The organism is Campylobacter ornithocola (genome assembly GCF_013201605.1).
Taxonomy (GTDB): domain Bacteria; phylum Campylobacterota; class Campylobacteria; order Campylobacterales; family Campylobacteraceae; genus Campylobacter_D; species Campylobacter_D ornithocola.
This window is the reverse complement of the sequence record NZ_CP053848.1, coordinates 1,063,763-1,090,610: the sequence shown is the minus strand read 5'-3', so window position 1 is coordinate 1,090,610 and position 26,848 is coordinate 1,063,763. Positions and strand designations below refer to the sequence as shown.

Here is a 26,848-nt window from a genome sequence, read left to right as displayed (position 1 = left end):
ATGGCAAGTCATATCAATGAGATTGCAAAAGAAACATTGATAAAATTAAAAGAACGTAAATTATACCCAACTCCTGAAAATTATAGCGAGGTATTTGAAGAATGTGCTAAAAAAGCAGGAGTGATGAGTTTTAATAAAGCTAGAATTGAAAAATATACTAATCTTTTAGATGATACTTATAAGCAAGAATTAAAAAGAAAAAGCATTCGAACTATTGATGAATTTTTAATGTTTTTGGTATCTAGGCTTAATAGACAAGTAGGTAGAAAATATGAAGATGTTTATGCTTTGCTTGATTTAATCATTCAGCAACTTAGTATTAGTAAAGATAAAAAAATCAAAGATCTTGCACAAATTACCCAACATCGATTATCTCAAGCTATGGATTTAGAAACTATATATCTTTTAAGAGCTAAATGGAGAGAACTTGAAAAATCTTATGAAGATCAAGAGTTTTTAAAAAAGTTAGAAGAATTTAATATTCGTACATTCTTTGATTTTCACACTTTAGTAGAAAAACTCATTACTATGCTAAAAGAACGTTCTTATGAAAAACAAGCTGAACTTTTGCTAGCTTCTTTAGAACCTTTATTTGGTGAGAGTAAAGAAGTGGAGCAATTTAAGCAAAATTTAAAAGATAATCCTAAGTTAATTGCTAGAAAAGAGTTTGCACATGAATATTGTTTAGTACTACAAAAAAAAGAAGCGATGGATAAATATTATATACAAAAAAACCTTTCTTTTTTTAACCAACACCTAGAAAGTTTAAATGAAATGGTGTCAAAGCTTTATGATAATAGTCAAGAAGATGTAAAATTTATCAATACTTTAACTAAAGATGAAAATGGTAATGTGCAAATTAATTTTGATACTTTAAAAGATAAACTTTTATATGTAAATGAGCAAATAGCTCAAATTAAAACTCAAATTCAAGCTACTAGCGATGATGAGCAAAGAGAGCAGTGGAATCTTGCCCAAGAACTTAAAAAGCTTGATGAAAATTATAAGCTTTACGCAGTTAATTATGCTTTATCTTTTTTTAAGATCAACAATATAGAATATGTCATTAACGCTTATGGTATTGATAGCTTTAAGACTATTAGTGGAAAATTCAAAAAAATCCTTAAAGACTTATGTAAGAACTTAGCTGAAATTTGGATTTTAGATGAAAGTTCTTATTTAATTATATTTCCAGGTAAAAATTTAGAAAATGCTCAAATTTTTACAGAAAAAGCTTTGAAGCTTATTGATGATTATAAATTTATCTATAAAGAAGAAGTTGTTAAGCTTGTTTTATCATCTTCTTGTATAGAAAAAAAAGAATTCCCTGATGGTGATGTTTTGAAAGAATTGATTCATAAAGCTTGATTATGAAATTTCAGCAAATACTCTCACAAAAAACTATGTATGTGCAAAAAATTAGTAGATTTTTTATGTTTAGTATGTATGAAAAATATAAAAAATTTATTCCAAAAACTAAAAACATTCAAATTATTGGTACTAATGGTAAGGGAAGTACGGGTAGGTTTTTAGCAATTTTGCTTTTAGGGCAAGGTTACAAAGTGGGTCATTATACTAGTCCTCATATTTTTGAATTTAATGAAAGATTTTGGCTAAATGGTAAAATTGCAAGTGATGAGCTTTTAGAAAAAGCGTATGAAGATCTAGAAAGTGTTTTTTTAGAAGATATAAAAAAACTTAGCTATTTTGAGTATGCTACTTTTTTAGCTTTTTTTGTTTTTAAAGATTGTGATTATGTGATTTTAGAGGCTGGAGTGGGTGGAGAATATGATGCTACAAGTGTTTTTGAAATAGATTTTAGTGTTTTTACTAAAATAGGTTTTGATCATCAAGACTTATTGGGTAAAAATTTAGAAGAAATAGCAAGAACAAAATTAAAAGCTATGAGTGCCAAAGCTTTAATTAGCCATAAACAAGAAGTAAAAGTGCTTGAGTTGGCTCAAAAAATAGCTAATTTAAAACAAACTAGTTTAAATATTAGTATGCTAGATGAAAACAAAGCCATTTATCCTTATGTGCAAGAATATATTCAAAAATATAATTTAGCAGCTTTTTTAAAAGATAATCTTTTCTTAGCTTTAGAAGCTTTTTCTAAAATTTGTATTAAAAATGAAAAAGAATTAATTCGAAGTATTGGTAATTTGCCAAAACTTGATTTAAAAGGAAGATGTGAACAAATAAGTCAAAATATTTTTGTTGATGTAGGTCATAATGAAATGGCAGCTTTAGCTTTAGTTGAGATTTTCAAGGAAAAAAAAGTTCATTTGGTTTATAATTGCTTTTTAGATAAAGATTCTTATAAAATTTTAAAGGCTTTAAAGCCTATAATAAAAATAGTTGAAATTTATGAATACAAAAGCGAAGATAGGCCTTTGGCAGGTTTAGTTTTGCTTGAAAATTTAGAAAAGTTAAATATTGCTTATCAAAAATTTAATCAAATAAAAAAAGATGAGTTGTATTTGATTTTTGGTTCTTTTGTATTGGTAGAAAATTTTTTAAGAGGCTATAATGAAAGATAAATTTACGCTAACTATAACAGATGTAAATGGTTCTAGGCATTTTTTATTAAGTCAAATTATAAAGAAGGTAATTATTTATTTCACTTCTTTTGTTTTTGTTGTTATAGTTTTAGGTGCTTTATATATTAATTATTTAGCAGACAAACGCTCAGAGCTTTTAAAAGAACAAGAAGCACTATCTTCAAAAAATACTAAATTATTTTCTCAAAATGAAAGTATGCAAAAAAGTTTAGAAGAAAAAACAGCCTTGTATGATGAACTTCAAACTCAACTTGCAGATATTGAAGAAAATTTAGGTTTAAAGCAAGATGAGAGCTTAGATATACCAGAAAGATTAGAAAAAGTTAAGCTTACTAACGATCAAGCTTATTTGTTTTTAACACAAATTCCAAATGGCCATGTGATAGAAGATAATGGAATTACAGGTAATTTTGGATGGCGTCATCATCCTATATTAAATAAAAAAGAATTTCACCCAGGTATTGACTTAAGGGCAGCTTTAAATACCCCAATTTATGCACCAGCAAATGGAGTGGTTGAGTATGCCGCATATAGCAATAATGGTTATGGATACTCAGTGATTTTAATCCATAATTTTGGTTTTAAAACAGTATATGCACATATGATGCGCAAAGATGTTGTTAAGGCAGGTCAGTTTGTTAAAAAAGGGGATTTGCTAGGATATACAGGAAATACAGGATTATCTACAGGTCCACACTTGCATTATGAGGTTAGATTTATTAATAAACTTTTAGAACCTAAGATTTTTATAGATTTAAACCGAAAAAACTATGAACAAATTTTTGAAAAAGAAAGGAGAGTTCCATGGCAATCTTTAATAAAGGCTCTATTGCTACAATATCCGAAACTACAGTCATTTCAAATGGAGCAAAAATAGAAGGAAAATTTTATTTTGATTCAATGCTTCATTTAGATGGCGAGATCACAGGAGTGATTAATTCTTCTAATGTGATAGTTATAGGCAAAAGTGGTGTTCTAAAAGGACAAGTTAAAGCAAGTAAAATAGTGATTAATGGGATTTTTGAAGGAGAAATGCAGGTTGATTCTTTGGAAATTTTGTCTGGTGGCGTGCTTAATGGTAATATCATAGTTAAACAATTAAGCATTGAAAATGGTGGGAAATTTAATGGAAGTAGTAAAATAATTGAAAAAGATGAAGAGCTTGCGGCTATTGATGTTAGCGTAGAAAATTCAGAAAATGCAAGCTAAGTTATATGAATATTTATTAAACAACAAAACTGAGTTGGTGGTTTGTGAGAATGATAAAGAAGCAGACGAATTAGCTCAGGTTTGCTTATTTTTAAATTTTAAAGCCTTTGTTTTACCTGATTTTAGAGCAGAATTTGGTAGTGATTTACGTTCTTTTTCCAAAGAGCTTTTTGAAATTTGTAAAGTGTTAAATGCTTATCATAAGGAAGATGGAAAAAAAATTTTAATCTCTCCTATCAAAACAATCTTGCGAAAATTACCAGGTAAACAACATCTTAAAAACATTATTCTTAAAAGAAATTCACTTCTTGCTTTAGAGAAATTTAAAGAAGAAATTTTACATAGCGGGTATGAATTTGTAGATATAGTTCAAGATAAGGGTGAGATTTCAATACGTGGGGATATTATAGATATTTTTGCGATCAATGAAGAACAACCCTTTAGGGTTTTACTTTTTTCGGATGAGATAGAAAGTATAAGATATTTTGATATTCATACACAAAAATCAATCCCCAATGAACTTTCAAAAATTGAGATTTGTCCATTTTTGAGCGCTTTTAATCAAGAACAATATGAAAATTTACAAGAAAAAATTCAAAATTTTCAAAGTCAAAGCATTATTAATGATGTTAATTCTTTAGGTTTTTGGTGTGTTGATGATTTTTACGATTATTTAAATTTGAATTTTGTAAGTATAAAAAATTTTGATGTTAATGATTTTGAAGAAGATATTAGTAAAATCAATCAAAATATCTTACCTGAACCAAGTTTTTATAAAGATCTAATAAGTTCTTATAATTATGATTTTTTTACTTTTCATAAAGATAAGAAAATTACTATTTTAGCTAAAAATGAAGCTTTGTTTAAAGCCTTAAATTTGGAAGATTTTCCAAATATCAAATTAAAAATATCTCAAGAAAGAATCAACCTAATTGCTCAAGATGAGCTTGTTATCTCTTTAAATAAAAAAGAAAAAAATAAAAGAGTTAGAAAAGCAAGTTTGGTAATAGATGAGCTTAGAGTGGGGGATTTTGTTGTACACGAAGATTATGGTATAGCTAAATTTTTAGGCCTTGAGATTATTATAATTGCAGGAGCAAAAAAAGAATTTGTTGCTCTTGGGTATTTAAATAACGATAAACTTTTATTGCCTGTTGAAAATTTGTATATGATTGATAAGTATATCGGTGCAAGTGGCGGCATACCTTTGCTTGATAAGCTTGGAAAAGGAAGTTTTCTAAAAATCAAGGAAAGATTAAAAGAAAAATTATTTGCCATTGCTTCGAGTATAGTTTCTTTAGCAGCTACTAGGGCTTTGATAAAAGCAAAAGAATTAAAAATTTCCCAAGAATTACAAGATGAATTTATCAATAAGGCAGGATTTTTTTACACTAAAGATCAAAGTCAAGTTTGCCAAGAAATTACTCAAGATTTAAAAAGTATGCAGGTAATGGATAGACTTTTAAGTGGTGATGTAGGTTTTGGTAAAACAGAAGTTGCTATGAATGCTATATTTACTTGTGTAAAAAGTGGCTATACAGCCTTGTTTTTTGTACCAACTACTTTACTTTCGGCACAGCATTTTAAGACCTTAAAACGAAGGTTTGATTCTTTTGATATAGAGGTTTTTAAATTAGATCGTTTTACTAGTGCCAAAGAAAAAAAACAAGTTTTAGCGTTTTTAAAAGAAAATAAACCTTGTGTGGTGGTTGGAACGCATTCTCTTTTAGGAGTTAAATGTGAAAATTTAGGTTTGGTTGTGATAGATGAGGAGCATAAATTTGGTGTAAAACAAAAAGAAAAACTCAAAGAATTAAGCAAAAACTCACATATTCTTTCTATGTCAGCTACACCTATACCAAGAAGTTTAAATCAAGCTCTTAGTTCTTTAAAATCATATAGTGTTTTGCAAACTCCACCTGAGGATCGTTTGGATGTGCGTACCTTTGTTAGAGAAAGTAATGATGCCTTGATTAAAGAAGCTATTTCAAGAGAATTAAGAAGAGCAGGGCAGATTTTTTATATTCACAATCACATAGCAAGTATTGAAGGGTGTAGAAAATATCTTTTGGATTTATTTCCAAATTTAAAAATTTTAATCTTGCATTCAAAAATTGATGCAAAAACCACTGAAGAGGAAATGATTAAATTTGAAAACAAAGAATATGATTTATTACTTTGTACCTCTATAGTTGAAAGTGGTATTGATTTGGCAAATGCAAATACTATTATAGTAGAAAATTCAGACCGCTTTGGTATGGCTGATTTGCATCAACTTAGGGGAAGAGTAGGGCGTAGTGCTAAGCAAGGATATTGTTATTTTTTGATTGAAGATAGAGAAAAAATTACTAAAGATTCTTTAAAAAGACTTACGAGTTTAGAGAGTAATTCTTATTTAGGCTCAGGAAGTGTACTTGCTTATCATGACTTAGAAATTCGTGGTGGCGGAAATTTATTAGGCGTAGATCAAAGCGGGCATATAGAGCAAATTGGTTATAGTCTGTATCTTAAAATGTTAGAAGATGAGATTAATAAGCTAAGCAAAAAAGAAGAAATTAAAGAGAAAAAAATAGATCTAAAACTTAGTATCAATGCCTTTTTAAATAGTGAGTATATTAGTGAAGATCGCTTGCGATTAGAGCTTTATAGAAGACTTAGTAAGTGTATGAGTGTTAATGAAGTGTATGAGATAGAAAGTGAAATGAATGATCGTTTCGGTAAGCCTGATATTTTTACTAAGCAATTTTTAGACTTAATTATTATAAAAATTTTAGCTAGTAAGCATTATAAACTAGTGAGTAATTATGAACAAAATATTTGCTTTGTAAAAGATGATGAGAATAAAGAAGTCATCAAGGCAAAGAGTAAAGATGATGATGATGTGATTGAAGCTGTTTTAATGCATTTAAGAAAAAGTGAAAAAACATGAGTGGGTATGAAATTTTTAAAGCTTTGATTTATGCAAATATTGAATATAAAGATTTTGACTGGCTAGAAGGTAATAATCTAAGTGAGTTTGAAATTTTAATTTCTGTAGTTTTAACTCAAAATACAAACTGGAAAAACGTATTAAAAGCTTTGGCAAATTTAAAACAAGCAAATATTACCAAGATAGAGGATTTGTCAAATTTAAATACTCAAGATTTGGTACTTTTAATAAAACCAAGTGGATTTTACAATACCAAGGCAAAATATATCAAAAATTTCACTCAAAAATATTTCCAAGATTTTAATTCTTTTGAATTTTTTAAGGATGAGGTAGATAGAGAGTGGCTTTTGAATATTAAGGGTTTTGGACAAGAAAGCGTAGATGGAATTTTAAATTATATATGCAAAAAAGAAGTTTTAGTGGTTGATGCTTATAGTGCAAAAATAGCTAATTATTTAGGCTGCGAGTGTCAAAGTTATGATGAGTTGGCAGATTTTTTTAAAAAAGATATAGCCAAAAACCAACAAAAACTAAGTATTTTGCTAAAAAAAGAATGTAGATTATATGAACTTTATCAAATTTTTCATGCTTTAATTGTTTCTTTTTGTAAAATACACTTTCAAGGTAAAAAACTTTCTGCAGAAGGTGTTGCCATCTTAGAGCCTTTGAAATTTTAAATTTATTTTTTATTTAAAAACTAAAATTTTATAATTAAAGTGCTATAATGTATTTAACTTCATAAAAAGGAGAAGTAATGAATACAAGTATAGTTGGGAAGCAATTTGAGCTAACTGAATCTATAAAAGAATATGTAGAAAAAAGCTTTGAAGCATTAGGTAAATATGGTTTAGATGTGATTTCTGCACGTTGTGTGATAAGTGCTGATGAAAGACATGGAAAAAAAGGATTTTGGGCTGAATTTAGCATTAATTTAGCTGGTATTAATACAGTAGTTGTAAAGCAAAAAGATAAAGACTTGTATGCTGCAATAGATTTGGCTATTGATAGAATTTCTAAAGTTTTAAGAAGATTACATGATAAAAATATCACTCATAAACATCAAGATGAGATAAAAGAAAATTTGGTATTGCCAAGTGTAGTTGAAGAGGATGAAATAATTCCTATGGAGCTTGAGTTATATAAGCCTTTAGAAATCGAAGAAGCATTGGAAAAACTAAAAGCAAGCAAGGATGTATTTTTAGTTTTTAATGATATTGATGCAAAAATGAGAGTGTTGTTTAAGAAAAAAGATGGTAAATTTGGCTTGTTTTAAATATATCTAGCCTTTTTTAAAGGCTAGATATATTAAAAAAGTTTGTTAAAAATTTTATCTATTGCTTGATCTACTTTTTTACCTGTATTTTTAGTCGCATCACTAGTATTTCCACCGATTGTATTTACAATAGAATTTACAACACTTTTTGTATCAAGACTTACTTTAGGATTTTCAGTTGTTCCTTTTATTATTCCTTTAAAATTTGCCCTATCAATGATAATATTAAAAGGGATATTTAGTTTGGTGCTTTTTGTATCAATTTTACCTTGATTAATATTTATTTTACTTCTATCAGCTATTAAGTTTAAATTTAAATCTATAAGGTTTTTATTGATATTTATTTTGGCTTCACCGTTACGATATACATCTTGAGTGATATCTTTTTGTAAAAGTAGCATTAAAGCACTTGTAATGAGATTTTTTTTAAGTTGCCCATCGGCTAAATTTATTAGCACTACGCCATTTTCTTTTAAAAGATTATAATCAATGTTTAAATTTGATTTTGCTTGATAATAATCAGGTAAATCTAAGCTTTGAGCAAGATTTGAAAGATCTGTATTTTGCATTTTGGCGTTAAAAATATTATTTTTTAAAGTGGCATCTAATGAGCCATTGAATATATTTTTACTATTAATACTTGCATCTATTAAAGTGTTTTTAAAATCAAATTTTCCTTCAAAATCAGCTTTACCCTTTAAATTTCTATCAACCAAAAATCCAAATTTAGAAAAATCTTGTAAAGAGATGTTGTAAGTACTTACTAGAGCCATTTTATTAAGATCAAATTTTCCTTTTAAAGAATTAATATTTGCAAATGAACTTAGGGCTTGGGCGTTAAAATCAATGATTGATTTAGAGATTTTTCCATCAAGATTGATTTTAGCTGAAGTGTTTTTTGGAAATTTTTTTTCTAAAAGTTTAGATAATTCTACTTCATTAAAAGAAGAATTAATAATTGCTTTAAAATCACCATTAATATTATTAAAATCAAGAGATTTTAAGTCAATATTGGCGTTTATATCACCAAATGCTAAAATTTTTTGTCCTATTAGAGGAAAAAGCTGTTCTAACTTGATATTATCAATCCTTGCTTGTAAGCTTTTTCCATTAGATTTTGCATTGATAAGTCCTTGCATAATTTTTATATTTGCATCAAGGTTTTGAATTTGATTTGCCTTAAGATCAACTTTAGCATCTAAATTTAAAGGTCCATTAAGATCTTGCTTGGTTAAAGGTTTTAACTTATTAAGATTATCTACAAAAGCACTAATTTGTGTTTTTAAGTCTTGATTTGTAAGATTATATGAGCCTTTTAGTTGGGATATTTTTGCTATATTTGAATCAAGCAAGGCTTCATAGTCAATCAAAGAATTTTTTGCATTTGCTTTAGCTTGCAGGGTAAAAGTTGTTTTTGGAAAGTCAAGATTGCTTAGTTTTTTAAATTCTATAACATTTATACTTGCATTATTTAACCTAGTATTTAGATTGAAATTTTTAAAATCAAGTCCTTGTGCTTTTAAATCTAAAACTAATTTAGAATTAATAAAAGTAGGCATAGAGATGGTTTTTAAAAGTTCTGCTACTTCTATATTGGTTGTATTGATATTAAGATTATTATTTTCTAAAGTGGCTTTCAAATTTCCACCAAATCCAAGTAAATTAGCATCTAACTTTTGCAGTTGATTATTTGCAAAAGTCAAATTTCCTTGAATTTGACTTTTACCTTGAAGTTTCATTTTAGCTAGAGTTGAAAATTGATTAAAATCATCTATTTTTATATCAAAATCACTAGTTAAACTTCTCTTTGATATATCATAAATACTTTTTTGAGTATAGATTTTAAAGAAATTACTTAAAATTTCACTTTTTGAAACAATTTTATCATTTTGGATTAAAGACCTTATTTCGCCTTTTATATAGTTTTGTTTTGGCAAGCTTATATTAAAATCTTTTTCAATTAGCGTGTTATTGATAGAGCTTGTGTAAAAATCAATCAAAGCATTGCCGTTTGGTTTTAAGTCTTTTGCTTGTATATCGCTTATAATGCTAATTTTTCCTTGAGCATATTTTGGAAGATTAGCAAAATCTAAAATTTGAGCTAAATCTATGTCTTTGCCTACAAATTTAAGATTTATAGGAGAAAAGTTAACGATTTTTGCATCTAAACTAAGATTGGAATCAAATAAAAATCCATTGCCTTTTACTGAAAAATCACTACTTTTACCTACAACATTACCTTTAAATGTAAAGTCTTTATTGCTTTTTAAACCAAGATCATGAATGTAATTTTGTTTTAGTCCTAAAAGATAGTTTAAATCAAATCCTAATTTTAATGGAGATATACTACCATCTATATTAGCAAAAAATTTATTATCGATATTTGCTTTAATATCAAGTTGCGAAAAACTGATTTTAAAATTTTCAAATTTAATATTCATACCGCTTTTTTGTGCAACAATTGTTTCAATTTTTGGTTTTAAAAAATTATTACCTACACTTGTAAATAATAATGTATATATAGCTAATAATGCTACGCATATTACACCTGAGAGAATATAGAGAAATTTTTTCATGAATAACCTTTATAATAATGTATCATATAAGTTTAGTATATTGAACTAAACTTATATGATACATTTTACTTAATTTATTGACAATTAACTTTCTTTTATGTATAATTCTATCACTCAAAAATAAAGAGTGCTAAAAATGACATATTTTAGAAAGGATAAAACGATGAATTTTCAACCTCTAGGAAAGCGCATTTTAGTAAAACGCTTAGAAGAAATGAAAACTACTGCTTCTGGGATTATTATACCAGATAATGCTAAAGAAAAACCATTAAATGGTGAAGTTGTTGCAGTAAGTAAAGAAGTAGAAGATGTTAAAGTAAATGATAAAGTGTTGTTTGCAAAATATGGCGGAACTGAAATAAAACTTGATAACGAAGAGTATTTGGTTCTTAATATTGAAGATGTTTTAGGGATTATTAAATAAAAAAGGATAAAAAATGGCAAAAGAAATATTTTTTTCAGATGAAGCAAGAAATAAACTCTATGAGGGCGTTAAAAAGCTTAATGATGCAGTAAAAGTAACTATGGGTCCACGCGGTCGCAATGTATTAATTCAAAAAAGTTTTGGTGCTCCAGCTATTACTAAAGATGGTGTAAGTGTTGCTAAGGAAGTAGAGTTAAAAGATTCTTTAGAAAATATGGGAGCTTCTTTGGTTAGAGAAGTAGCTAGTAAAACAGCTGATCAAGCTGGTGATGGAACAACAACAGCAACCGTTTTAGCACATGCTATTTTTAAAGAAGGCTTAAGAAATATCACAGCTGGAGCTAATCCTATCGAAGTTAAAAGAGGTATGGATAAAGCTTGTGAAGCTATAATAGCTGAACTTAAAAAACTTTCTCGTGAGGTTAAAGATAAAAAAGAAATTGCTCAAGTTGCAACAATTTCTGCAAATTCAGATGAAAAAATCGGAAATTTAATAGCTGATGCTATGGAAAAAGTTGGAAAAGATGGTGTTATCACTGTTGAAGAAGCAAAATCAATTAATGATGAATTAAATGTAGTTGAAGGTATGCAATTTGATAGAGGTTATTTAAGCCCATATTTCATTACAAATACTGAAAAAATGACTGCTGAATTACAAAATCCATTTATTTTATTGTTTGATAAAAAAATTGCTAATTTAAAAGATTTATTGCCAATATTGGAACAAATTCAAAAAACAGGAAAACCACTTTTAATTATAGCTGAAGACATTGAAGGTGAAGCCTTGGCGACTTTAGTTGTAAATAAATTAAGAGGTGTTTTAAATATTTCAGCAGTTAAAGCTCCTGGCTTTGGTGATAGAAGAAAAGCTATGCTCGAAGATATTGCTATTTTAACAGGTGGCGAAGTGATTTCTGAAGAACTTGGAAGAACTTTAGAAAGCGCTAGTATCCAAGATTTGGGTCAAGCTTCAAGCGTGATTATTGATAAAGATAATACAACTATTGTAAATGGTGCAGGTGAAAAAGCAAATATTGATGCAAGAATTAATCAAATCAAAGCACAAATTGCTGAAACAAGTTCAGATTATGATAGAGAAAAATTACAAGAAAGACTAGCTAAATTAAGTGGCGGGGTAGCGGTAATTAAAGTTGGTGCTGCTACTGAAACTGAAATGAAAGAGAAAAAAGATAGGGTTGATGATGCATTAAGTGCTACAAAAGCTGCTGTTGAAGAAGGTATAGTAATAGGTGGTGGTGCTGCATTAATCAAAGCAAAATCAAAAATTAGCTTGAATTTAGAAGGTGATGAGGCTATTGGTGCAGCTATTGTAGAAAGAGCGCTAAGAGCACCTTTAAGACAAATTGCTGAAAATGCTGGATTTGATGCTGGTGTAGTTGTAAATACAGTGGAAAATAGCAAAGAAGAAAACATAGGCTTTGATGCTGCAAAAGGTGAGTATGTAAATATGCTTGAAAGTGGTATTATCGATCCTGTTAAAGTGGAAAGAGTGGCTTTACTTAATGCAGTTTCAGTAGCTAGTATGCTTTTAACAACTGAAGCTACAATTAGCGAAATTAAAGAAGATAAACCTGCTATGCCTGATATGAGTGGTATGGGAGGTATGGGAGGTATGGGAGGTATGATGTAATACCATCTTTAAATTTTTAAACTTCCCTCAGAGTTGCTTTTTCAAGAGCAACTCTTCTTTTTATATTTTTTATTCCTTACTTGTATTTTTTGTTATAATAGATGTAGAAAATAATAAGGAATCTATATGAAAAATTTACAAGAAGAACAATTTTCCAACTCAAAATATATTAAACCAAAAAGATATACCTATATAGGTAAAGATAATAAAAAATACACTTGGGACTTTATAGAAGCAATGGATAGTGTTTCAATTTTTTTATATCACACTCAAAAAGATTCTTTTGTTTTTGTGAAACAATTTAGAATCCCTTTGTGGGATTATCAAAAACGCAATAATTTACATTTAGATGAGATAGGATATAGCATAGAGCTTTGTTCTGGGCTTGTTGATAAAAATTTAAGTTTAGAAGAAATAGCTAAAGAAGAATGTATAGAAGAATTAGGCTATGCACCCAAAATTATAGAGAAAATAGGAGAATTTTATACAGGTTTTGGTTCTGGTGTTAGCAGGCAGTTTTTATTCTATGCTGAAATTGGTGAAGATGATAAAATTGGCCATGGTGGTGGAATTGAAGGGGAAGATATTCAAGCAGTATGGATAAAAAGAAAAGATTTCGAACAATTTTCGAAACAAAACCTTATAAAAACTCCTTTACTTGAGTATGTATATTTGTGGTTTAAAGGTAAGAATTGATCTTACCTTTTTTTGTTTTTTTCATTTTTCTTCTTTGTGTTCGATGTTCGGATCTTTTTCGTTAAGCATTTCTTTAAAGATTTCAAATAAATCTTCTGAGGCTTTTTCGGCATTTGAGCATTTATCAAGAATTTGATTTTGCACTAATTTATTACCTGTATCTTCTTCGCTAGCTAGTGCAATTGCTTGATTGATATTTTCATGAACTTTTTGGTGTGGTAAATTGAGTTTTCCAAAAGCTCTTCCACTAGAAAATCTTTCTTTGCCTATACCTGCTATCCATTTTGCAAGCCTACAACTTAAATGATCGGATAATGTTTTACCGGATGCATGAATGATTTCATTGTAACCATTTAATTTAAAGGCTATGTGATCTAGTTTTGCAAGAGAAATAAAAATTTCAGAAGTTATGCTTTTTGCATGAGAGCTAGTTGAATTAGCATTAGAAATAAGCTGTGTGAATTTACTTGAAAATTGAACAATGTGTTCGTTTGACTCAAGTGATACTTTCTCCACTTGTTCACTTTGGCCATACATCTCATCTGCATTTTGTTTTAATAAATTGATGTTTAATTCGACCTCTGATGTTGCTTTTTGGGTTTTTTCAGCAAGTTTTCTAACTTCATCTGCAACAACAGCAAAACCTCGTCCATGTTCTCCTGCACGTGCAGCTTCAATCGCAGCATTTAATGCCAAAAGATTTGTTTGATCGGACACATCTTTAATTAAGTTTATAACATTTGTAATCTCATCTACGCTACGATGTAGATTTCCTGCTGTATCTCTTGATCGATTAGCTGATTCAATAATACTTTGAAGCGATGATATGATAGAATGTGTAATGGAATTTAATTCTTGCATGTCATCTAAAGAAGAATCAGAATATTGAGAAATCATCTCAGCTTTGTTAACATTTTCTTGCATATCATTTTGCACATTAGCAATTCCTTTTAAAACGCCAGACAAAAGCATTTCTAAAAGATGAGTTTCTAATTCTGATTTTCCGCAGTCATTTTGAATTTCTTTATTGTATTTTTCAATTAGTTCTTGTTTTTCTAAAAGAAGTTTTTTATTTTCTTCTTCTAAAGCTTCTATTTTGCTTTTCATTTCCTCTAATTCTAATGAAACTTTTTTACTTTTAAACATGATAAAAATTTCCTTTCGGGGGGGGGGTATTATTTTTTGTAATTTGTTAAGTAGGTGTTTAATTCATCTTTTAATCTTAATTTTTCTTTTTTTAAATTTGCTATTTCTAAGCTATCTAGGTGAATTCTACCTTCTTCTGCATCTTTAATTTTATGATCTAGTTCATTATGCTCTTCAAACAGCTTGTCAAAATGCATGTCTTTGCCTTTTAATTCGGTAATTAAGTCCCTAAATTCATGTAACATTTGTATCTCCTTAATTTAAAATATCCTTAGTTAAATTATACTTTAAATTATGTTAAATATATTTTAACTCATCAGGTTTTTGTTTATTTTTGATAATTTTTTTAGCTATTTTTATACTATCAGCTGTACCTACGAGTAGTAATTTTGCACCAGTGCTTATTAGGGTATCACCTCTTGGCATAGGGGTAAATTTTTTATTTTCTATGATACCAACAATACTTACATTTGCCATATCTCTTAAATGAATTTCTTTCAATCTTTTAAATCTCACCCACGATTCATCAGGTATTTTTATTTCTTCTAAATCAATAGGGCTATTTTTTTTATAAAGATAGTTTTCTAATAAATTTTCCATATCCGGTCTTGCTGACATTGCGCTAAGTCTTTGTGCGACTAATTTTGTAGCAGAAACTATGGAATTTGCTCCAAGTTTTTTGAGTTTTTCTGTTTCATCTTCATTGCTTGAACTAGCTAATATAAAATAAGGATTAATCCTCTGTAGTTCCTTTTCAAATAGTCTTACTGAAGCAATGATGGCTATATTATCTGCTATGTTGTCACTGAGAGTTATCACACCTTTTGCGCTAGAAAGATTGGTTTTTAAAAATGCTGTATTAGTATGAGGTGCACTTTCTATATAGTAAGGATAATTATATTTTTCAGCTATTTCGCTAAAATTTTCAATTTCATCAACTACAACAAAAGGAATATGGTTTTCTCTAAATTGCTGTGCTAGTTCTATGGTAAAATCATTATGATAGCATATTACAAAATGATTTTTTAATCTTGCAACTTTATGAAGCATTCTTCTTTCCTTGATGATTTTAGATAAAACACCTTTTTTAACTATTTCTATTACTAAACCCATGCAAAAAGTAAAAATTGTAAAAGTTAATAATACATATATAACAGTAAAAATTCTACCTGCTGTTGGTATGGGATTAACTTCAGTATAACCCAAAGTAGTAAAAGTCATACCGGCTTGATAAATAGCATCATTAAGGTTATAATTACTTGTAAGCATATAACCAAAAGCTCCAATTAGTGTCATCATTACAACAGCAATAAGAGGAATTCTTAAAAATTTAAGTTGCTCGTAAAGCTCATCGTTAAGATTAATTGAAGGTTTTGGAGAGGGAGACCAATTGAGGAATTTTTGTAGCTTTTTCAAAAAAGACATAGTAATTCCTCGTCTACATTAAGGATTATTTGCTACTTTGCTTTTTAAGTGTTCTTAAAGTTGAAGCAGCAACTCTAACTTTTCTAGTAGTTCCATCTTCTAAAGTAATACGAACTGTTCTTAAATTTGGCAAAAAGCGTCTTTTTGTTTTATTGTTAGCGTGGCTAACATTATTACCTACCATAGGTCCTTTTCCTGTAATTTGGCAAATTCTTGACATAAATTTTCCTTTATGAAATAAAAATAATTTTTAGCATTGTATCTAAAACAAGCTTAAAAAAATCAAATATTACAAAAAAACATGTAAAGAAAATTTGATAATAAGTATGATAGAATTATTTTTTTATTTTACTGGAGATATGTTAATGTATGTAGCACCAAGTTTATTATCTGCAAATTTTTTAAATTTAGAAAATGAGATCAAAGAAGTATCCCAAGCAGGGGCTGATTTATTACATATTGATGTGATGGATGGACATTTTGTTCCAAATCTTACTTTTGGGCCTTGTGTGGTTGAAAATATTTCAAAAATCACTTCTGTGCCTTTAGATATACATTTGATGGTACATAATGTTAGTAGTTTTATAGATTTATTTATCCCAATAAAACCAAAATTTATTAGTTTTCATGTGGAAGCTGAAAATCATCCGATTAGAGTGTGTGAATATATAAGAAAAAATGGTATTCATCCTGCTATTGTATTAAATCCACATACGCCAGTTTCAAGTATAGAACATATTTTAGAATTTGTAGATATGGTACTTTTAATGAGTGTTAATCCTGGTTTTGGCGGACAGAGTTTTTTGCCGTTAGTGTATGGTAAAATCCGCCAATTAAGAGAAATGATAGATAGAAAAAATCTTAAAGTTTTTATAGAAGTAGATGGTGGAGTAAATGGCTTAAATGCACCTGATTTAGATGAAGCAGGGGTTGATATCTTAGTCGCAGGTAGCTATATTTTTTCATCACAAGATAAAAAAACAGCAATTAATTCTTTAAAGCTTGAATTTTGAGTCAACAACAAATCGATGATTTGATCATCAAGTTAAGCAAAGAAAATAAACCTTTTCCTTGGGTTTTAAGAGAGCTTGCAAAAATAGAAGAATTAAATCATTATGATTTTGATTTGTATATTTTTGAGCTTTTGGGACTTGGGGTAGAGCTTAATGCACAAAATTGCTTGTGTTTAAAAAGTAAGAATACAAAAATAAAAGATGAGATTTTTTGTGTTGTAGATATTGAAAGTACCGGTGGGGTAAAAAGTGGTCAAATTTTAGAAATAGGTGCGGTAAAAATTCAAAATTATAAAGAAATTGATAGGTTTGAAAGTTTTATAAAAGTAGAAAGTATACCTGAAAATATTACAGAATTAACAGGGATTAGCTTAGATATGGTAGAAAATGCTCCCCCTTTAAAAACCGTGCTAAATGATTTTAAGTTGTTTTTAAAAGATAGTATTTTTGTGGCACACAATGTACGTTTTGATTATCATTTTATATCTAAAGCTATGTATGAAAATGATTTTGGAGTACTTTTAAATAGAAGATTATGCACTATTGATCTAGCTAAAAAATGCATTGAAAGCCCTAAATATGGTCTTGATGCTTTAAAAGAGTTTTTGTGTATTGAAAGTAAGCACCATAGAGCCTTAAGTGATGCTTTGGCTGCAAGTGAAATTTTAAAGTATTGTATTGGTAAACTACCATACCATATAAAAACAACAGAAGATTTGTTGGTTTTTTCAAAAAACAATATATTTAAAAATTTGGTTCAATAGTGCAATGTCCTATATTGTATTTTTCCAACATAAAATTTGAAATTTTATTAGATAATTTTTTAAAATTTCCCATATTTGCTTGTTTTATTTTTATATGTATAATAGCTATATACATTTTATTTGTTATTTCTATTATGTGTAAATCTTCTATATCTTTTATCTCTTCAAATTCTTTTAATTTTTCTTTTACATCATTTATGTCAACTGGAGAACTTTCTAGTAATATATTTATACTTTCTTTTGCTAGTTTAATAGCAAATCTAAGTAATAATAAAGCTATCAAAAGACCCAAAATAGTATCTATATAATAAAAATTTGTATAATAAATAACAATAGATCCTATAATAATAGCTAAAGATCCAAACAAATCGCTTATTATATGCAAAAAAGCAGATTTTATATTTATATTTTCCAAATCACCCTTTTTAAACATCAAAAATGCACTCACTAAATTTACAAAAAATCCAATACATGCTATAAAAAACAAAATTTTTGCATCTATATAGGCTGGATTAAAAAATTTATAAATTGCTTGATAGCTTATGTAAATAGCGGAAATTATAATTGTTATAGAATTTATAAAACTGACTAAAATTTCTAAACGAAAATACCCAAATGTTTTTTGTTCATTTTTAAATTTTTGAGTAGCTAAAATAGCAAGATAGCTAAGTATTAAAGCAAAAGAGTCAGAAAACATATGTAAAGTGTCACTTAATAAAGCTAGAGAATTTATCAAAATAGCATATATAAATTGTATTATCATCATAAAAAATGTTAAACTAAAACTTATAATTAAAATTTTCTTATCTATTCTTCTAGTATCATGATGATGTTGATGAAAAGAGTGTTTTTTAATAGGCTCGTGATGTAATACTTTTTCCACATATATCCTTGAAATTTAAATAAAATATAAATTAATATAATATTATACAATCTGAAAATAAATAATAAAGGGAAGTATGGTAGGTCGAGAGTGTGTAAGAATTTAGACCATAGAACTAGATAACATTAGAGATCTAAATAAATGATATTGGCTATGGGTTAAAAACAAAAGCAAATTTGAATTTATGTGTTTTTCAATGACTATATAAGTTATAGTGAAAAAATAAAAAAGGTAAAAATTAGCTGTTTTGGAGATATCTTGATCACTACTTTAAAAAAACTATAATAGAGTTGGATGTCTTATTGTGATGTAGTGAAGTTTAGGAAAAATATTTAAAAGATATTAAGACAAAGATTTTTATATGCAGTATATCATCTCATATTAAAAGTATGGTGTAAGTGTTGGAGTGTAAATTAATAACTTATGAAGCTTTTATTGCTAACAAGAGTATAAGCTAAAAGATATACAAATGATAATAGGATAATGGTCTCTTTTTTATGTTTTAGGAGTTTTAGTTGGATAACATGGATACACTAATGATTATGTAAACTGATGAAAGATATAAGAGATGGTATAGTGATTGAGCAGTTCATACAAGAAATATTGCAAAATTACCAAAAGTAAAGAAAAATAGATGATAAAACGAGTGAAGCTAGGCGAGATTGATCGGAAATTTTAGACTAGTAATTAATGGAGAAAAAGATAAGTGTAGAAAAATGTATACTATGAATAAAATTTTAAAAGGTGAGAATGTAAATTTGATAAAAGAATAAACCCTCGATTATGAGGGTTTATTTTGATTAATCTATCACTTTATAATTATAAGGTTTTAGATTTTTATCATCATCAAGAAGTTTTGCTGGTGGATTACCATTTACTTCTTGGTGTTTATAGTAGCGATCACCTGCTTTATTGCCATTTAAATCTACTTTATAGTGAATTTCACCTGGATTTAATTTTTGAATATCTTCAAAACCTAAATTTGAAGTTTTGAAATCCTTAATACCATTTTTCGCTGCAATTTCTACTAATTTAGTTTGTCCTTGTCTTGACATATCAACTGATTGTAAAAGCATTCTTGAAGCTTCTCTAGGATTGTGGAAGCCTGTTGAATTTTCTGCGCCTACAAAGTCTGCTCTTACTTGAGATTTTCTATGTAATTCTAATACTTCTTTTAATTCAGCTGAAATTTTAGCATCATCTGCTTTACCATTAGTTTGGAATTTAGGCATTTTTCCAAGCTCTGCACGAATGGTTTCTACATCTTTAATTAAGCTTACTAAAGAATATTCAGCTGTTCTTAGATCATGAGCTACTGAATTTTGAATATCTTTTACTTGTTTAGCTAAATAACCTTCGCTTTGAGTATGGCAAGTTTTGCAAGCTGAGTTGATATCAACCAAAGGTGAGGTGATGTTGTGGTTGGTAACTTTTTTTGCACCTTTTCTAATATAAGGCATATGACAATCTGCACAACTTACACCATTTGCAGCATGTACCCCACCGCTATAAAGTTCGCTTTCTGGGTGTTGAATTTTTAACATAGGTGCTTTGGTGATTTTATGAACCCAATCACTTGGGAAATTTTCTCTATTTTTTTCATAATAATCATCAAACATTTCTATTCTAAATGATTCACCTTTTTTCCACTCACTCCATGGGAAAGCTAGTTCTATGCCATCAACTTCAATTTCAATCGGTTTGTTTCCATCTCTCCAAGAATCAAACTCATCATAAGTTTTTTGAGTACCATTCCACCATTTTTTAGAACTATCATTAGCTATGCTTTCGCCGATAGTCTTTACTTTAGTACCTGTTGGTTTGAAGTAGTATTCAACATGACATTGAGAACAAACTAAAGTTCTCATTTCACTTCTTGAAGCTTTAATGCCTTGTTTTTCATCTGCTTCGTAGCCTCTTGAAATCAATGCTTTGATTAAAGCTGGTCTTGTAAGTCTTAAACTCATATCTGTAGGGTTGTGACAATCTGCACATGTTACACCCATTCTTTTTCCACCATGAGGCCCATTGTGTTCAGGTGAATTTTCTTTAGCTCCATTTACCGCAGGAACTGTTTTAATCATAGTCCAATATTTTGCAGAGTTAAACGCTACCCAATCACCTTTTGCTGTATTATTTAAAAGCCAAGGAGTCCAACCGCTATGGCAGTTCATACAAGCTGTTGGTTGACCACCAAACCCTGCAAAACCGTGTGCATTTAAGAAATCTTTATTGTTTCTAGCTGTATCCATTTGGTCTACTTGAACCCAAAAGTGTCCTCTTTCTTCATTTGCATCAATGCTAAATGGATAGCCTGCCCAAAGAACAGTTAATTGTGGGTAACGAATTAGTTTTGAATAAGCTAAATTTCCACCAAATTTTGTTGTACTAGGTGTTTGTTTTTCCACTGTTGTATGCATATCTAAATAATCAGGAAAATTCTTTCCCCAATAATCAAAAGTAGGATTTTCATCGCCAAGTTTTACAATTTCTTGAGAGATGATCCCGCCTACTGAATCATTTGTTTTGGCTGTGATATCTTGATTTAACCACAATACGCCTGCAATAGCTACTATAGTAGCACTAATAGCACTATACAAAATGCCTTTGTTATTCATTAAATACTCCTTTCATTTAAAATCCTCTCTTATGACCAACACCTTGATGACAAGATACACAACTTAAAGCATTATCTTTATGTGGATCTAGGGTAGGGTTGATAGTGTTACTCGCAATTTCTTTGTGACATTCTATACAGTTATTTTGGACTATTTCTTTACTTTTTGCATTTGCGCTTAAGTGTGTAGGTAAAGAATCAAGTTTGAAAGTAAATGCATAAGCATGTCCCAAGCCACTTTGAGCTTTAGCGATCCATTTTTCAAAAAAGCTATGTGGTAAATGGCAATCATTACAAGTTGCTCGTGGCTTACCATCAACTTCTTTGGAGTGTGAAGCTTTTAAATAGTCATTATAAACCTCGTTCATAATGTGACAATTATTACAGCTTTCACTAGCATCACTAAAATAAGAAGTGCCTTTAGCATTGTGGAAAGTATACATTCCAACTCCCGCTAAAATTACAAGCAAGAAGAGGAAAACAGCAAAAAGTTTTGAGTTTGCTTTTTTCAAAGTCTCTCCTTTGAATGAAGTTTAAGTTACAAGAACTTACACATAATTATATTATACTATAAAGCTTAAAAAGTAAATATAAATTTATTAATCATTTATTATTTTTTTAATAAGATAAAAAATGTATTATTTTTTTATATAATTTTATTTACTATTATAAAAATAAAATAAATTTTAATAAAAGAAATACTAAAATATTAAATACTAGAAAATAAGGTAGGTGTATTATGCAAATTCAACCATCGATGTATATTAACAGAGAACTTTCTTGGCTTGCATTTAATTCTCGTGTTTTGGATCAATGTTCTAAAGATCTTCCTTTGCTTGAAAAACTTAAATTTATTGCTATATATTGTACTAATTTAGATGAGTTTTATATGATAAGAGTAGCTGGATTAAAACAGCTTTTTGTAGCAGGAATAAGCACAGCAAGTAATGATGAAATGACACCACTTGCACAACTTAAGGCTATTAGAAATTATTTGCATGAAGAAAAATATGTAGTAGAACAATATTTTACCAAGATAACTCAAGATTTAGAAAAAGAAAATTTATTTATTCGCTCTTATGAAGAACTTGATGAGGATTTAAAACAACAATGTAATGAACATTTTTTTTCTAATATTTTTCCTGTTATAGTACCTATTGCAGTTGATGCAACTCATCCTTTTCCGCATTTAAATAACCTTTCATTTTCTTTAGCGGTAAAACTTTGCGACCCTATGCATCCTGAACTTTTAAAATTTGGTATGATACGCATACCTAGGGTTTTACCAAGATTTTATCAAGTGAGTTCTAATATTTATGTGCCTATAGAAAGTATAGTGCGCCATCATACAGAACATATTTTTCCTGGCTATAAGCTTTTATCATCTGCTGCCTTTAGGGTAACTAGAAATGCAGATATGGAGATAGAAGAAGAAGAAGCTGATGATTTTATGTTGATTTTAGAGCAGGGTTTAAAGCTTCGCAGAAAAGGTGCTTTTATACGCTTGCAAATAGAAAAAGGTGCAGATGAGCAGTTGATTGAATTTTTAAGCTCTCATATGAATATTTTTCATAAAGACATTTATGAATATAGCATACTTTTAAATTTACCATCATTATGGCAAATCATTTCTAATAAAGAATTTACACATTTATTAAACCCTGTATATACACCAAAGATTTTACCGCCTTTTGGAGATAATGTGTCTATTTTTAGTGCAATAGATAAACAAGATATATTAGCAATACAGCCTTATGAAAGTTTTGAGCCTGTGTATCAATTTATCAAAGAAGCAAGTAAAGATCCCAAGGTTGTTTCTATAAGAATGACTCTTTATAGGGTGGAAAAAAATTCAAACATAGTCCAAGCTTTAATTGATGCAGCAAGTGATGGCAAGCAAGTAACTGTAATGGTAGAGTTAAAAGCGCGTTTTGACGAGGAAAATAACTTACACTGGGCAAAATCACTAGAAAATGCAGGGGCTCATGTGATATATGGAATTACTGGTTTTAAAGTACATGCAAAAGTGGCTCAAGTGATTAGAAAAGAAGGGGAAAAATTAAAAATTTATAACCACTTAAGTACGGGTAATTATAATGCAAGTTCGGCTAAAATTTATACTGATGTGAGCTATTTTACTTCTAAAGAAGAATATTCTCAAGATACCACAACCTTTTTTCATATACTTTCTGGATATAGCAAAAGCCGTCGTTTAAAGACTTTGTCAATGAGTCCAAAGCAAATCAAAGAAAGAATTTTAGATATGATAACTACTGAAGCAAGTCATGGAAAAGATGGGGTAATTATAGCTAAAATGAACGCTTTGGTAGATGGTGATGTGATTAAGGCTTTATACGAGGCTTCAAATAAAGGTGTTAAAATAGATCTTATTGTGCGTGGAATTTGCTGTTTAAGACCTGGAGTAAAAGGGTATAGTGAAAATATAAAAGTTAGGAGTATAGTAGGGAAATATTTAGAGCATGCTAGAATTTTATATTTTAAACACACTGAGCCAAATTATTTTATCTCAAGTGCTGATTGGATGCCAAGAAATTTAGAAAGAAGACTAGAATTGATGACTCCTGTTTTTGATGAGTATTCTCGTGCAAAACTAGCTCAAATTTTAAAATTGCAATTAAGTGATAATGATCTAGCTTATGAATTAGACAGCGAAGGAAGATACCGTAAGGTCATTACAGGTGAGAGTGAAAAAAATAACAATTCGCAACAAACACTAGAAGAATATATTAGTAGAATTTTTAATACCTTGAAAAAAGATACCGATCATAGTAGAGCAGCACACTTAGCAACGAAGCTTTTTAGAGATAGCTAATCCTTGCTTTTTTAGCAAGGATTATTTCCAACCCTCTATGTAGTTTTTAAGTTTTCTACCAACTTTTGGATGTTTGAGTTTTTTTATAGCCGAGCTTTCTATTTGTCTTACTCTTTCTCTGGTAACATTTAATTCTTTACCAATTTCTTCTAAAGTTCTATCACTTTCATCTTCCATTAGACCAAAACGCATTCTAATAACCGCTTTTTCTCTATCATTAAGTTGATCTAATACTTCATCAATTTGTTCTTTTAAATCATCTTTTAAAATATGATCCATAGGTGAAATTGAAGTTCTATCCTCCACAAAGTCTCCAAATTTACCATCATCTTCATTACTAATAGGTGCTTCTAGAGAAATTGGCTCTTTGGTGATTTTAATTACTTGTTTGACTTTATCTATGCTGAGTCCTACTTCTTTTGCAATAATACTTACATCAGGTTCTTTACCTTCTTTTTGTAAATACTCGCGAATAATTTTGTTAATTTGATTGATGGTTTCTATCATATGAATAGGAATTCTTATTGTTCTTGCTTGATCAGCAATAGCTCTTGAAATAGCTTGTCTAATCCACCAAGTTGCATAAGTTGAAAATTTATAACCACGTTTATATTCAAATTTATCTACTGCTTTCATCAAGCCTATGTTACCTTCTTGGATAAGATCTAAAAATGGTAATCCACGATTGGTATATCTTTTAGCAATGCTCACAACTAAACGCAAATTAGATTTTGCCATTCTAGTTTTGGCCTCATCAGATATTTTTTTACCGCGTTTGATTTGTTCTAGAATTTCTTTTAGTTGATCTTTTTCTAGGTCAAAAGAATTTTGACTAGCTTCTTTGGTTTGAATGAGTTTTTTAATTTCCATATAAGTACTAACCATTGTAGTTTCTAGTGCACGTTCGGCAATCTCTTCTTTGCTAAGTTTAGTAATATCTTTTAAGATATCTTGGTGTCTTTGTTTTAATTCTTCTGAAAACATAGGTAAGCGGTATTCTAAGCGTTTTAATTCTTTGTCAAATTCCTCATCACTTTTTAATGCCGTTTCCATTGACTTTACAATTTCAGAAATAAGTTTTGAAGTTGGACCTAGATCCATTAGTTTTTCTTTTAATATATTTTTCTTAAAAGCAATAACTAGCTTATCTAATAATTCATCATCGTTTTTTTCTGCATTAATGGTAGATATGGTTTTTAGCCATTCTTTTTTTGCTTTTTCTAATGCTTTAAAGCTTTCTATAACTTTTAAAGTTCTTTCATCTTCTTTTTTATTTGCTTTTTTTGGTTTTTTATCATTAGAATTTTCATTTTCTTCATTCTCTTCTTCAGGATCTATTTCATCATCATTTTTATCATCATCATTTTTATCATCATCTTCAAAGCTTTTGAAAAGTTCTTTAACTCTTCTTTCTCTATTGATTAAGGGCTCTTTGTAATCTAAAATAAAATCAATTAAATAAGGTACTGAACAAAACGCATCGATAATGATGTCTTCACCTAGTTCTATTTTTTTAGAAATTTCAACTTCTTCATCTTTATTTAAAAGTGCTATTTGCCCCATTTCTCTTAAATACATTCTCACAGGAGAGTCTGATCTACTCCATTCTAATAAATCGTTTTCATTGGCTAAATCAAATTCATTTTCTAAGCTTGTATCTTGTAATTTTTGTTTTTCTTCTTGTAGCTTTTTTGCTTCTTCTAAATTTCTTTTTTTAGCTATTTCTGCTGAAGAAATTAATTCCACTTTGTATTTATCCATTAAATCACGGACTTTTTTTGCGCTTGTTGCATTTGGAAGTTTTGCAAAATACTTGACAAGTTTTTCATATGTGATATAATCTTTTGAATTTTCTTTGAAAAGTTCTTCTAAAACATTAGTTTCATTAGCCATAGAGTACTCCTTGTATCTAAATAATGAGTATAAAACTAAATATTATGCCTAAAAATTAATTAAAAACAAATAAAAACATTTTGGAACAACTTTTGCTTTACATTTGGTAAAAATTAAGATTTTAGTTAGGAAAAACAATGCAAAATGGGTATTATCAAGCTACTGGTGCTATGGTTACGCAGTTTAATCGTTTAGATGTTGTAACTAACAACTTGGCAAATGTAAATACAAGTGGCTACAAAAGAGATAATGTTGTTATTGCAGATTTTAAAAGGATTTTTAAAGAAACTCAAGATGAGTTACCTATACAAAATCACACAAGAGATGCTGCAAGATTTGTAAATACAACTATAGATAGAGTTCCACAAGTTAATCACGTCTATACAAATTTTAGCGTAGGTTCTATGAAGATGACGCACAATCCTTTAGATTTAGCTCTTACTCGTGAAGATACTTTTTATTTGATTAAAACTAACAATGGTGAAGTAAGATTAAGTCAAGATGGAAATTTTCAACTTGATGATGAAGGTTATTTGGTAAATCGCCAAGGATATAGAGTTTTAAGCAGTGATTATTTTAACAATCCTGAAAATGATGGTATACGTATAGGAGATTCTACTTCTTTTATTAATGTAGATAAAAATGGAATAATAAGTGCATCTAATCAAGATATAGCAAGATTGTTTGTAGCACAAGTTGATGATTTAAGAGATTTACAAAAAGATGGCGATAATGTGTATAAAATTGATAATTTAAATAAAATTAGGGATTTACCAAATTCAAATGCCATAAAGCAAGGTTTTACTCAAGGATCAAATGTTAATCCAGTTACTGAAATGGTAGGACTAATTGAAGCAAATAGAATGGTTGAGATGTATCAAAAGGTTATGACATCTCATATGGATGATTTAAATCAAGAAGCTATTAACAAATTAGCAAGTACTAAATAAAACTA

Annotated in this window: 23 protein-coding genes and 1 pseudogene; 14 read left to right on the top strand and 10 right to left on the bottom strand. The window is 28.9% G+C overall.

What is annotated here, in order from left to right; genetic code table 11:
* The 7 genes from CORN_RS05625 (at position 1) to hpf (ending at position 7,972) form a co-directional block, all read left to right on the top strand.
* The gene (locus tag CORN_RS05625; protein ID WP_066008800.1) at positions 1-1,368 is read left to right on the top strand and encodes a hypothetical protein; all 1,368 of its coding nucleotides are present in this window, start codon (positions 1-3) and stop codon (positions 1,366-1,368) included.
* A 2-nt stretch (positions 1,369-1,370) separates the two neighbouring features.
* On the top strand, positions 1,371-2,540 hold the full coding sequence (locus tag CORN_RS05620) for a Mur ligase family protein (RefSeq protein ID WP_066008801.1): 1,170 nt from the start codon (positions 1,371-1,373) through the stop codon (positions 2,538-2,540).
* Positions 2,527-3,438: a M23 family metallopeptidase gene (locus CORN_RS05615; RefSeq protein WP_245162312.1), complete on the top strand. Its 912-nt coding sequence runs from the start codon at positions 2,527-2,529 to the stop codon at positions 3,436-3,438. Before CORN_RS05620 ends, CORN_RS05615 begins: the two co-directional genes overlap by 14 nt.
* On the top strand, positions 3,366-3,770 hold the full coding sequence (locus CORN_RS05610; protein ID WP_066008803.1) for a bactofilin family protein: 405 nt from the start codon (positions 3,366-3,368) through the stop codon (positions 3,768-3,770). The genes CORN_RS05615 and CORN_RS05610 overlap by 73 nt, the downstream gene beginning before the upstream one ends.
* Positions 3,760-6,699, top strand: coding sequence for a transcription-repair coupling factor (gene mfd, locus CORN_RS05605; protein WP_066008804.1), 2,940 nt, complete (start codon positions 3,760-3,762; stop codon positions 6,697-6,699). Before CORN_RS05610 ends, mfd begins: the two co-directional genes overlap by 11 nt.
* Positions 6,696-7,376 carry an endonuclease III domain-containing protein gene (locus tag CORN_RS05600; RefSeq protein ID WP_066008805.1) on the top strand — a complete coding sequence of 227 codons (681 nt, stop codon included), beginning with the start codon at positions 6,696-6,698 and terminating at the stop codon, positions 7,374-7,376. Before mfd ends, CORN_RS05600 begins: the two co-directional genes overlap by 4 nt.
* A 77-nt stretch (positions 7,377-7,453) precedes the next feature.
* On the top strand, positions 7,454-7,972 hold the full coding sequence (gene hpf / locus CORN_RS05595) for a ribosome hibernation-promoting factor, HPF/YfiA family (protein ID WP_066008806.1): 519 nt from the start codon (positions 7,454-7,456) through the stop codon (positions 7,970-7,972).
* Positions 7,973-8,004: 32 nt separating this feature from the next.
* Here the strand turns inward: hpf and CORN_RS05590 are convergent, their stop codons facing one another.
* On the bottom strand, positions 8,005-10,548 hold the full coding sequence (locus tag CORN_RS05590; protein WP_066008807.1) for an AsmA family protein: 2,544 nt from the start codon (positions 10,546-10,548) through the stop codon (positions 8,005-8,007).
* A 163-nt stretch (positions 10,549-10,711) separates the two neighbouring features.
* On the opposite strand from CORN_RS05590, the gene groES reads away from it, so the two are divergent.
* From groES to CORN_RS05575, 3 genes are all read left to right on the top strand, one after another.
* Positions 10,712-10,972 (top strand): co-chaperone GroES, encoded by a 261-nt coding sequence (gene groES, locus CORN_RS05585; protein ID WP_066008808.1) that lies wholly within the window; start codon positions 10,712-10,714, stop codon positions 10,970-10,972.
* Positions 10,973-10,985: 13 nt separating this feature from the next.
* Positions 10,986-12,623, top strand: coding sequence for a chaperonin GroEL (gene groL / locus CORN_RS05580; protein ID WP_172663985.1), 1,638 nt, complete (start codon positions 10,986-10,988; stop codon positions 12,621-12,623).
* Between the two features lie 120 nt (positions 12,624-12,743).
* The gene (locus CORN_RS05575) at positions 12,744-13,319 is read left to right on the top strand and encodes an NUDIX hydrolase (protein WP_167348869.1); all 576 of its coding nucleotides are present in this window, start codon (positions 12,744-12,746) and stop codon (positions 13,317-13,319) included.
* A gap of 21 nt (positions 13,320-13,340) precedes the next feature.
* Here the strand turns inward: CORN_RS05575 and CORN_RS08650 are convergent, their stop codons facing one another.
* The 5 genes and pseudogenes from CORN_RS08650 to rpmB form a co-directional block, all read right to left on the bottom strand.
* A complete protein-coding gene (locus CORN_RS08650) occupies positions 13,341-13,688 on the bottom strand; it encodes a CZB domain-containing protein (RefSeq protein WP_425483999.1) in 348 nt (115 codons plus the stop codon).
* 102 nt (positions 13,689-13,790) lie between these two features.
* Positions 13,791-14,072: pseudogene (locus tag CORN_RS08645) on the bottom strand (methyl-accepting chemotaxis protein); the annotation flags it as partial.
* A 422-nt stretch (positions 14,073-14,494) separates the two neighbouring features.
* On the bottom strand, positions 14,495-14,710 hold the full coding sequence (locus tag CORN_RS05565; protein ID WP_066008646.1) for an HP1242/YdcH family protein: 216 nt from the start codon (positions 14,708-14,710) through the stop codon (positions 14,495-14,497).
* A 52-nt stretch (positions 14,711-14,762) separates the two neighbouring features.
* Positions 14,763-15,890: a potassium channel family protein gene (locus CORN_RS05560; protein WP_066008647.1), complete on the bottom strand. Its 1,128-nt coding sequence runs from the start codon at positions 15,888-15,890 to the stop codon at positions 14,763-14,765.
* 25 nt (positions 15,891-15,915) lie between these two features.
* Positions 15,916-16,110, bottom strand: coding sequence for a 50S ribosomal protein L28 (gene rpmB / locus CORN_RS05555; RefSeq protein ID WP_012661734.1), 195 nt, complete (start codon positions 16,108-16,110; stop codon positions 15,916-15,918).
* 145 nt (positions 16,111-16,255) lie between these two features.
* Between rpmB and rpe the strand changes: the two genes are divergently transcribed.
* Positions 16,256-16,903, top strand: a complete 648-nt coding sequence (gene rpe / locus CORN_RS05550; RefSeq protein WP_066008731.1) for a ribulose-phosphate 3-epimerase — start codon at positions 16,256-16,258, stop codon at positions 16,901-16,903.
* Positions 16,900-17,667 (top strand): 3'-5' exonuclease, encoded by a 768-nt coding sequence (locus CORN_RS05545; protein ID WP_066008648.1) that lies wholly within the window; start codon positions 16,900-16,902, stop codon positions 17,665-17,667. Before rpe ends, CORN_RS05545 begins: the two co-directional genes overlap by 4 nt.
* On the opposite strand, the gene CORN_RS05540 is transcribed toward CORN_RS05545, so the two are convergent.
* The 3 genes from CORN_RS05540 to nrfH form a co-directional block, all read right to left on the bottom strand.
* On the bottom strand, positions 17,648-18,550 hold the full coding sequence (locus CORN_RS05540; RefSeq protein WP_066008649.1) for a cation diffusion facilitator family transporter: 903 nt from the start codon (positions 18,548-18,550) through the stop codon (positions 17,648-17,650). The genes CORN_RS05545 and CORN_RS05540 overlap by 20 nt on opposite strands.
* 800 nt (positions 18,551-19,350) lie before the next feature.
* Entirely contained in the window at positions 19,351-21,168 is a 1,818-nt protein-coding gene (locus CORN_RS05535) for an ammonia-forming cytochrome c nitrite reductase subunit c552 (RefSeq protein ID WP_066008650.1), read from the bottom strand.
* A 16-nt stretch (positions 21,169-21,184) separates the two neighbouring features.
* Positions 21,185-21,679 (bottom strand): cytochrome c nitrite reductase small subunit, encoded by a 495-nt coding sequence (gene nrfH / locus CORN_RS05530; RefSeq protein WP_039618639.1) that lies wholly within the window; start codon positions 21,677-21,679, stop codon positions 21,185-21,187.
* Positions 21,680-21,906: 227 nt separating this feature from the next.
* Here nrfH and CORN_RS05525 point away from each other — a divergent pair, with 227 nt between their 5' ends.
* Positions 21,907-24,000: an RNA degradosome polyphosphate kinase gene (locus CORN_RS05525; protein ID WP_066008651.1), complete on the top strand. Its 2,094-nt coding sequence runs from the start codon at positions 21,907-21,909 to the stop codon at positions 23,998-24,000.
* 21 nt (positions 24,001-24,021) lie between these two features.
* On the opposite strand, the gene rpoD is transcribed toward CORN_RS05525, so the two are convergent.
* Positions 24,022-25,893, bottom strand: a complete 1,872-nt coding sequence (rpoD, locus tag CORN_RS05520; RefSeq protein WP_066008652.1) for an RNA polymerase sigma factor RpoD — start codon at positions 25,891-25,893, stop codon at positions 24,022-24,024.
* A 137-nt stretch (positions 25,894-26,030) separates the two neighbouring features.
* On the opposite strand from rpoD, the gene CORN_RS05515 reads away from it, so the two are divergent.
* Positions 26,031-26,843: a flagellar hook-basal body protein gene (locus CORN_RS05515; protein WP_066008653.1), complete on the top strand. Its 813-nt coding sequence runs from the start codon at positions 26,031-26,033 to the stop codon at positions 26,841-26,843.
* Positions 26,844-26,848: the final 5 nt, after the last annotated feature.

Bases quoted from the DNA above. Each gene is read 5' to 3' on its own strand.
- mfd (WP_066008804.1), top strand. From the start codon at position 3,760: ATGCAAGCTAAGTTATATGAATATTTATTAAACAACAAAACTGAGTTG.
- CORN_RS05535 (WP_066008650.1), bottom strand. From the start codon at position 21,168: ATGAATAACAAAGGCATTTTGTATAGTGCTATTAGTGCTACTATAGTA.
- hpf (WP_066008806.1), top strand. From the start codon at position 7,454: ATGAATACAAGTATAGTTGGGAAGCAATTTGAGCTAACTGAATCTATA.
- CORN_RS05610 (WP_066008803.1), top strand. From the start codon at position 3,366: ATGGCAATCTTTAATAAAGGCTCTATTGCTACAATATCCGAAACTACA.
- rpe (WP_066008731.1), top strand. From the start codon at position 16,256: ATGTATGTAGCACCAAGTTTATTATCTGCAAATTTTTTAAATTTAGAA.
- CORN_RS05590 (WP_066008807.1), bottom strand. From the start codon at position 10,548: ATGAAAAAATTTCTCTATATTCTCTCAGGTGTAATATGCGTAGCATTA.
- CORN_RS05565 (WP_066008646.1), bottom strand. From the start codon at position 14,710: ATGTTACATGAATTTAGGGACTTAATTACCGAATTAAAAGGCAAAGAC.
- CORN_RS05560 (WP_066008647.1), bottom strand. From the start codon at position 15,890: ATGTCTTTTTTGAAAAAGCTACAAAAATTCCTCAATTGGTCTCCCTCT.
- CORN_RS05600 (WP_066008805.1), top strand. From the start codon at position 6,696: ATGAGTGGGTATGAAATTTTTAAAGCTTTGATTTATGCAAATATTGAA.
- CORN_RS05525 (WP_066008651.1), top strand. From the start codon at position 21,907: ATGCAAATTCAACCATCGATGTATATTAACAGAGAACTTTCTTGGCTT.
- rpoD (WP_066008652.1), bottom strand. From the start codon at position 25,893: ATGGCTAATGAAACTAATGTTTTAGAAGAACTTTTCAAAGAAAATTCA.
- CORN_RS05515 (WP_066008653.1), top strand. From the start codon at position 26,031: ATGCAAAATGGGTATTATCAAGCTACTGGTGCTATGGTTACGCAGTTT.
- CORN_RS05620 (WP_066008801.1), top strand. From the start codon at position 1,371: ATGAAATTTCAGCAAATACTCTCACAAAAAACTATGTATGTGCAAAAA.
- groES (WP_066008808.1), top strand. From the start codon at position 10,712: ATGAATTTTCAACCTCTAGGAAAGCGCATTTTAGTAAAACGCTTAGAA.
- CORN_RS05625 (WP_066008800.1), top strand. From the start codon at position 1: ATGGCAAGTCATATCAATGAGATTGCAAAAGAAACATTGATAAAATTA.
- groL (WP_172663985.1), top strand. From the start codon at position 10,986: ATGGCAAAAGAAATATTTTTTTCAGATGAAGCAAGAAATAAACTCTAT.
- rpmB (WP_012661734.1), bottom strand. From the start codon at position 16,110: ATGTCAAGAATTTGCCAAATTACAGGAAAAGGACCTATGGTAGGTAAT.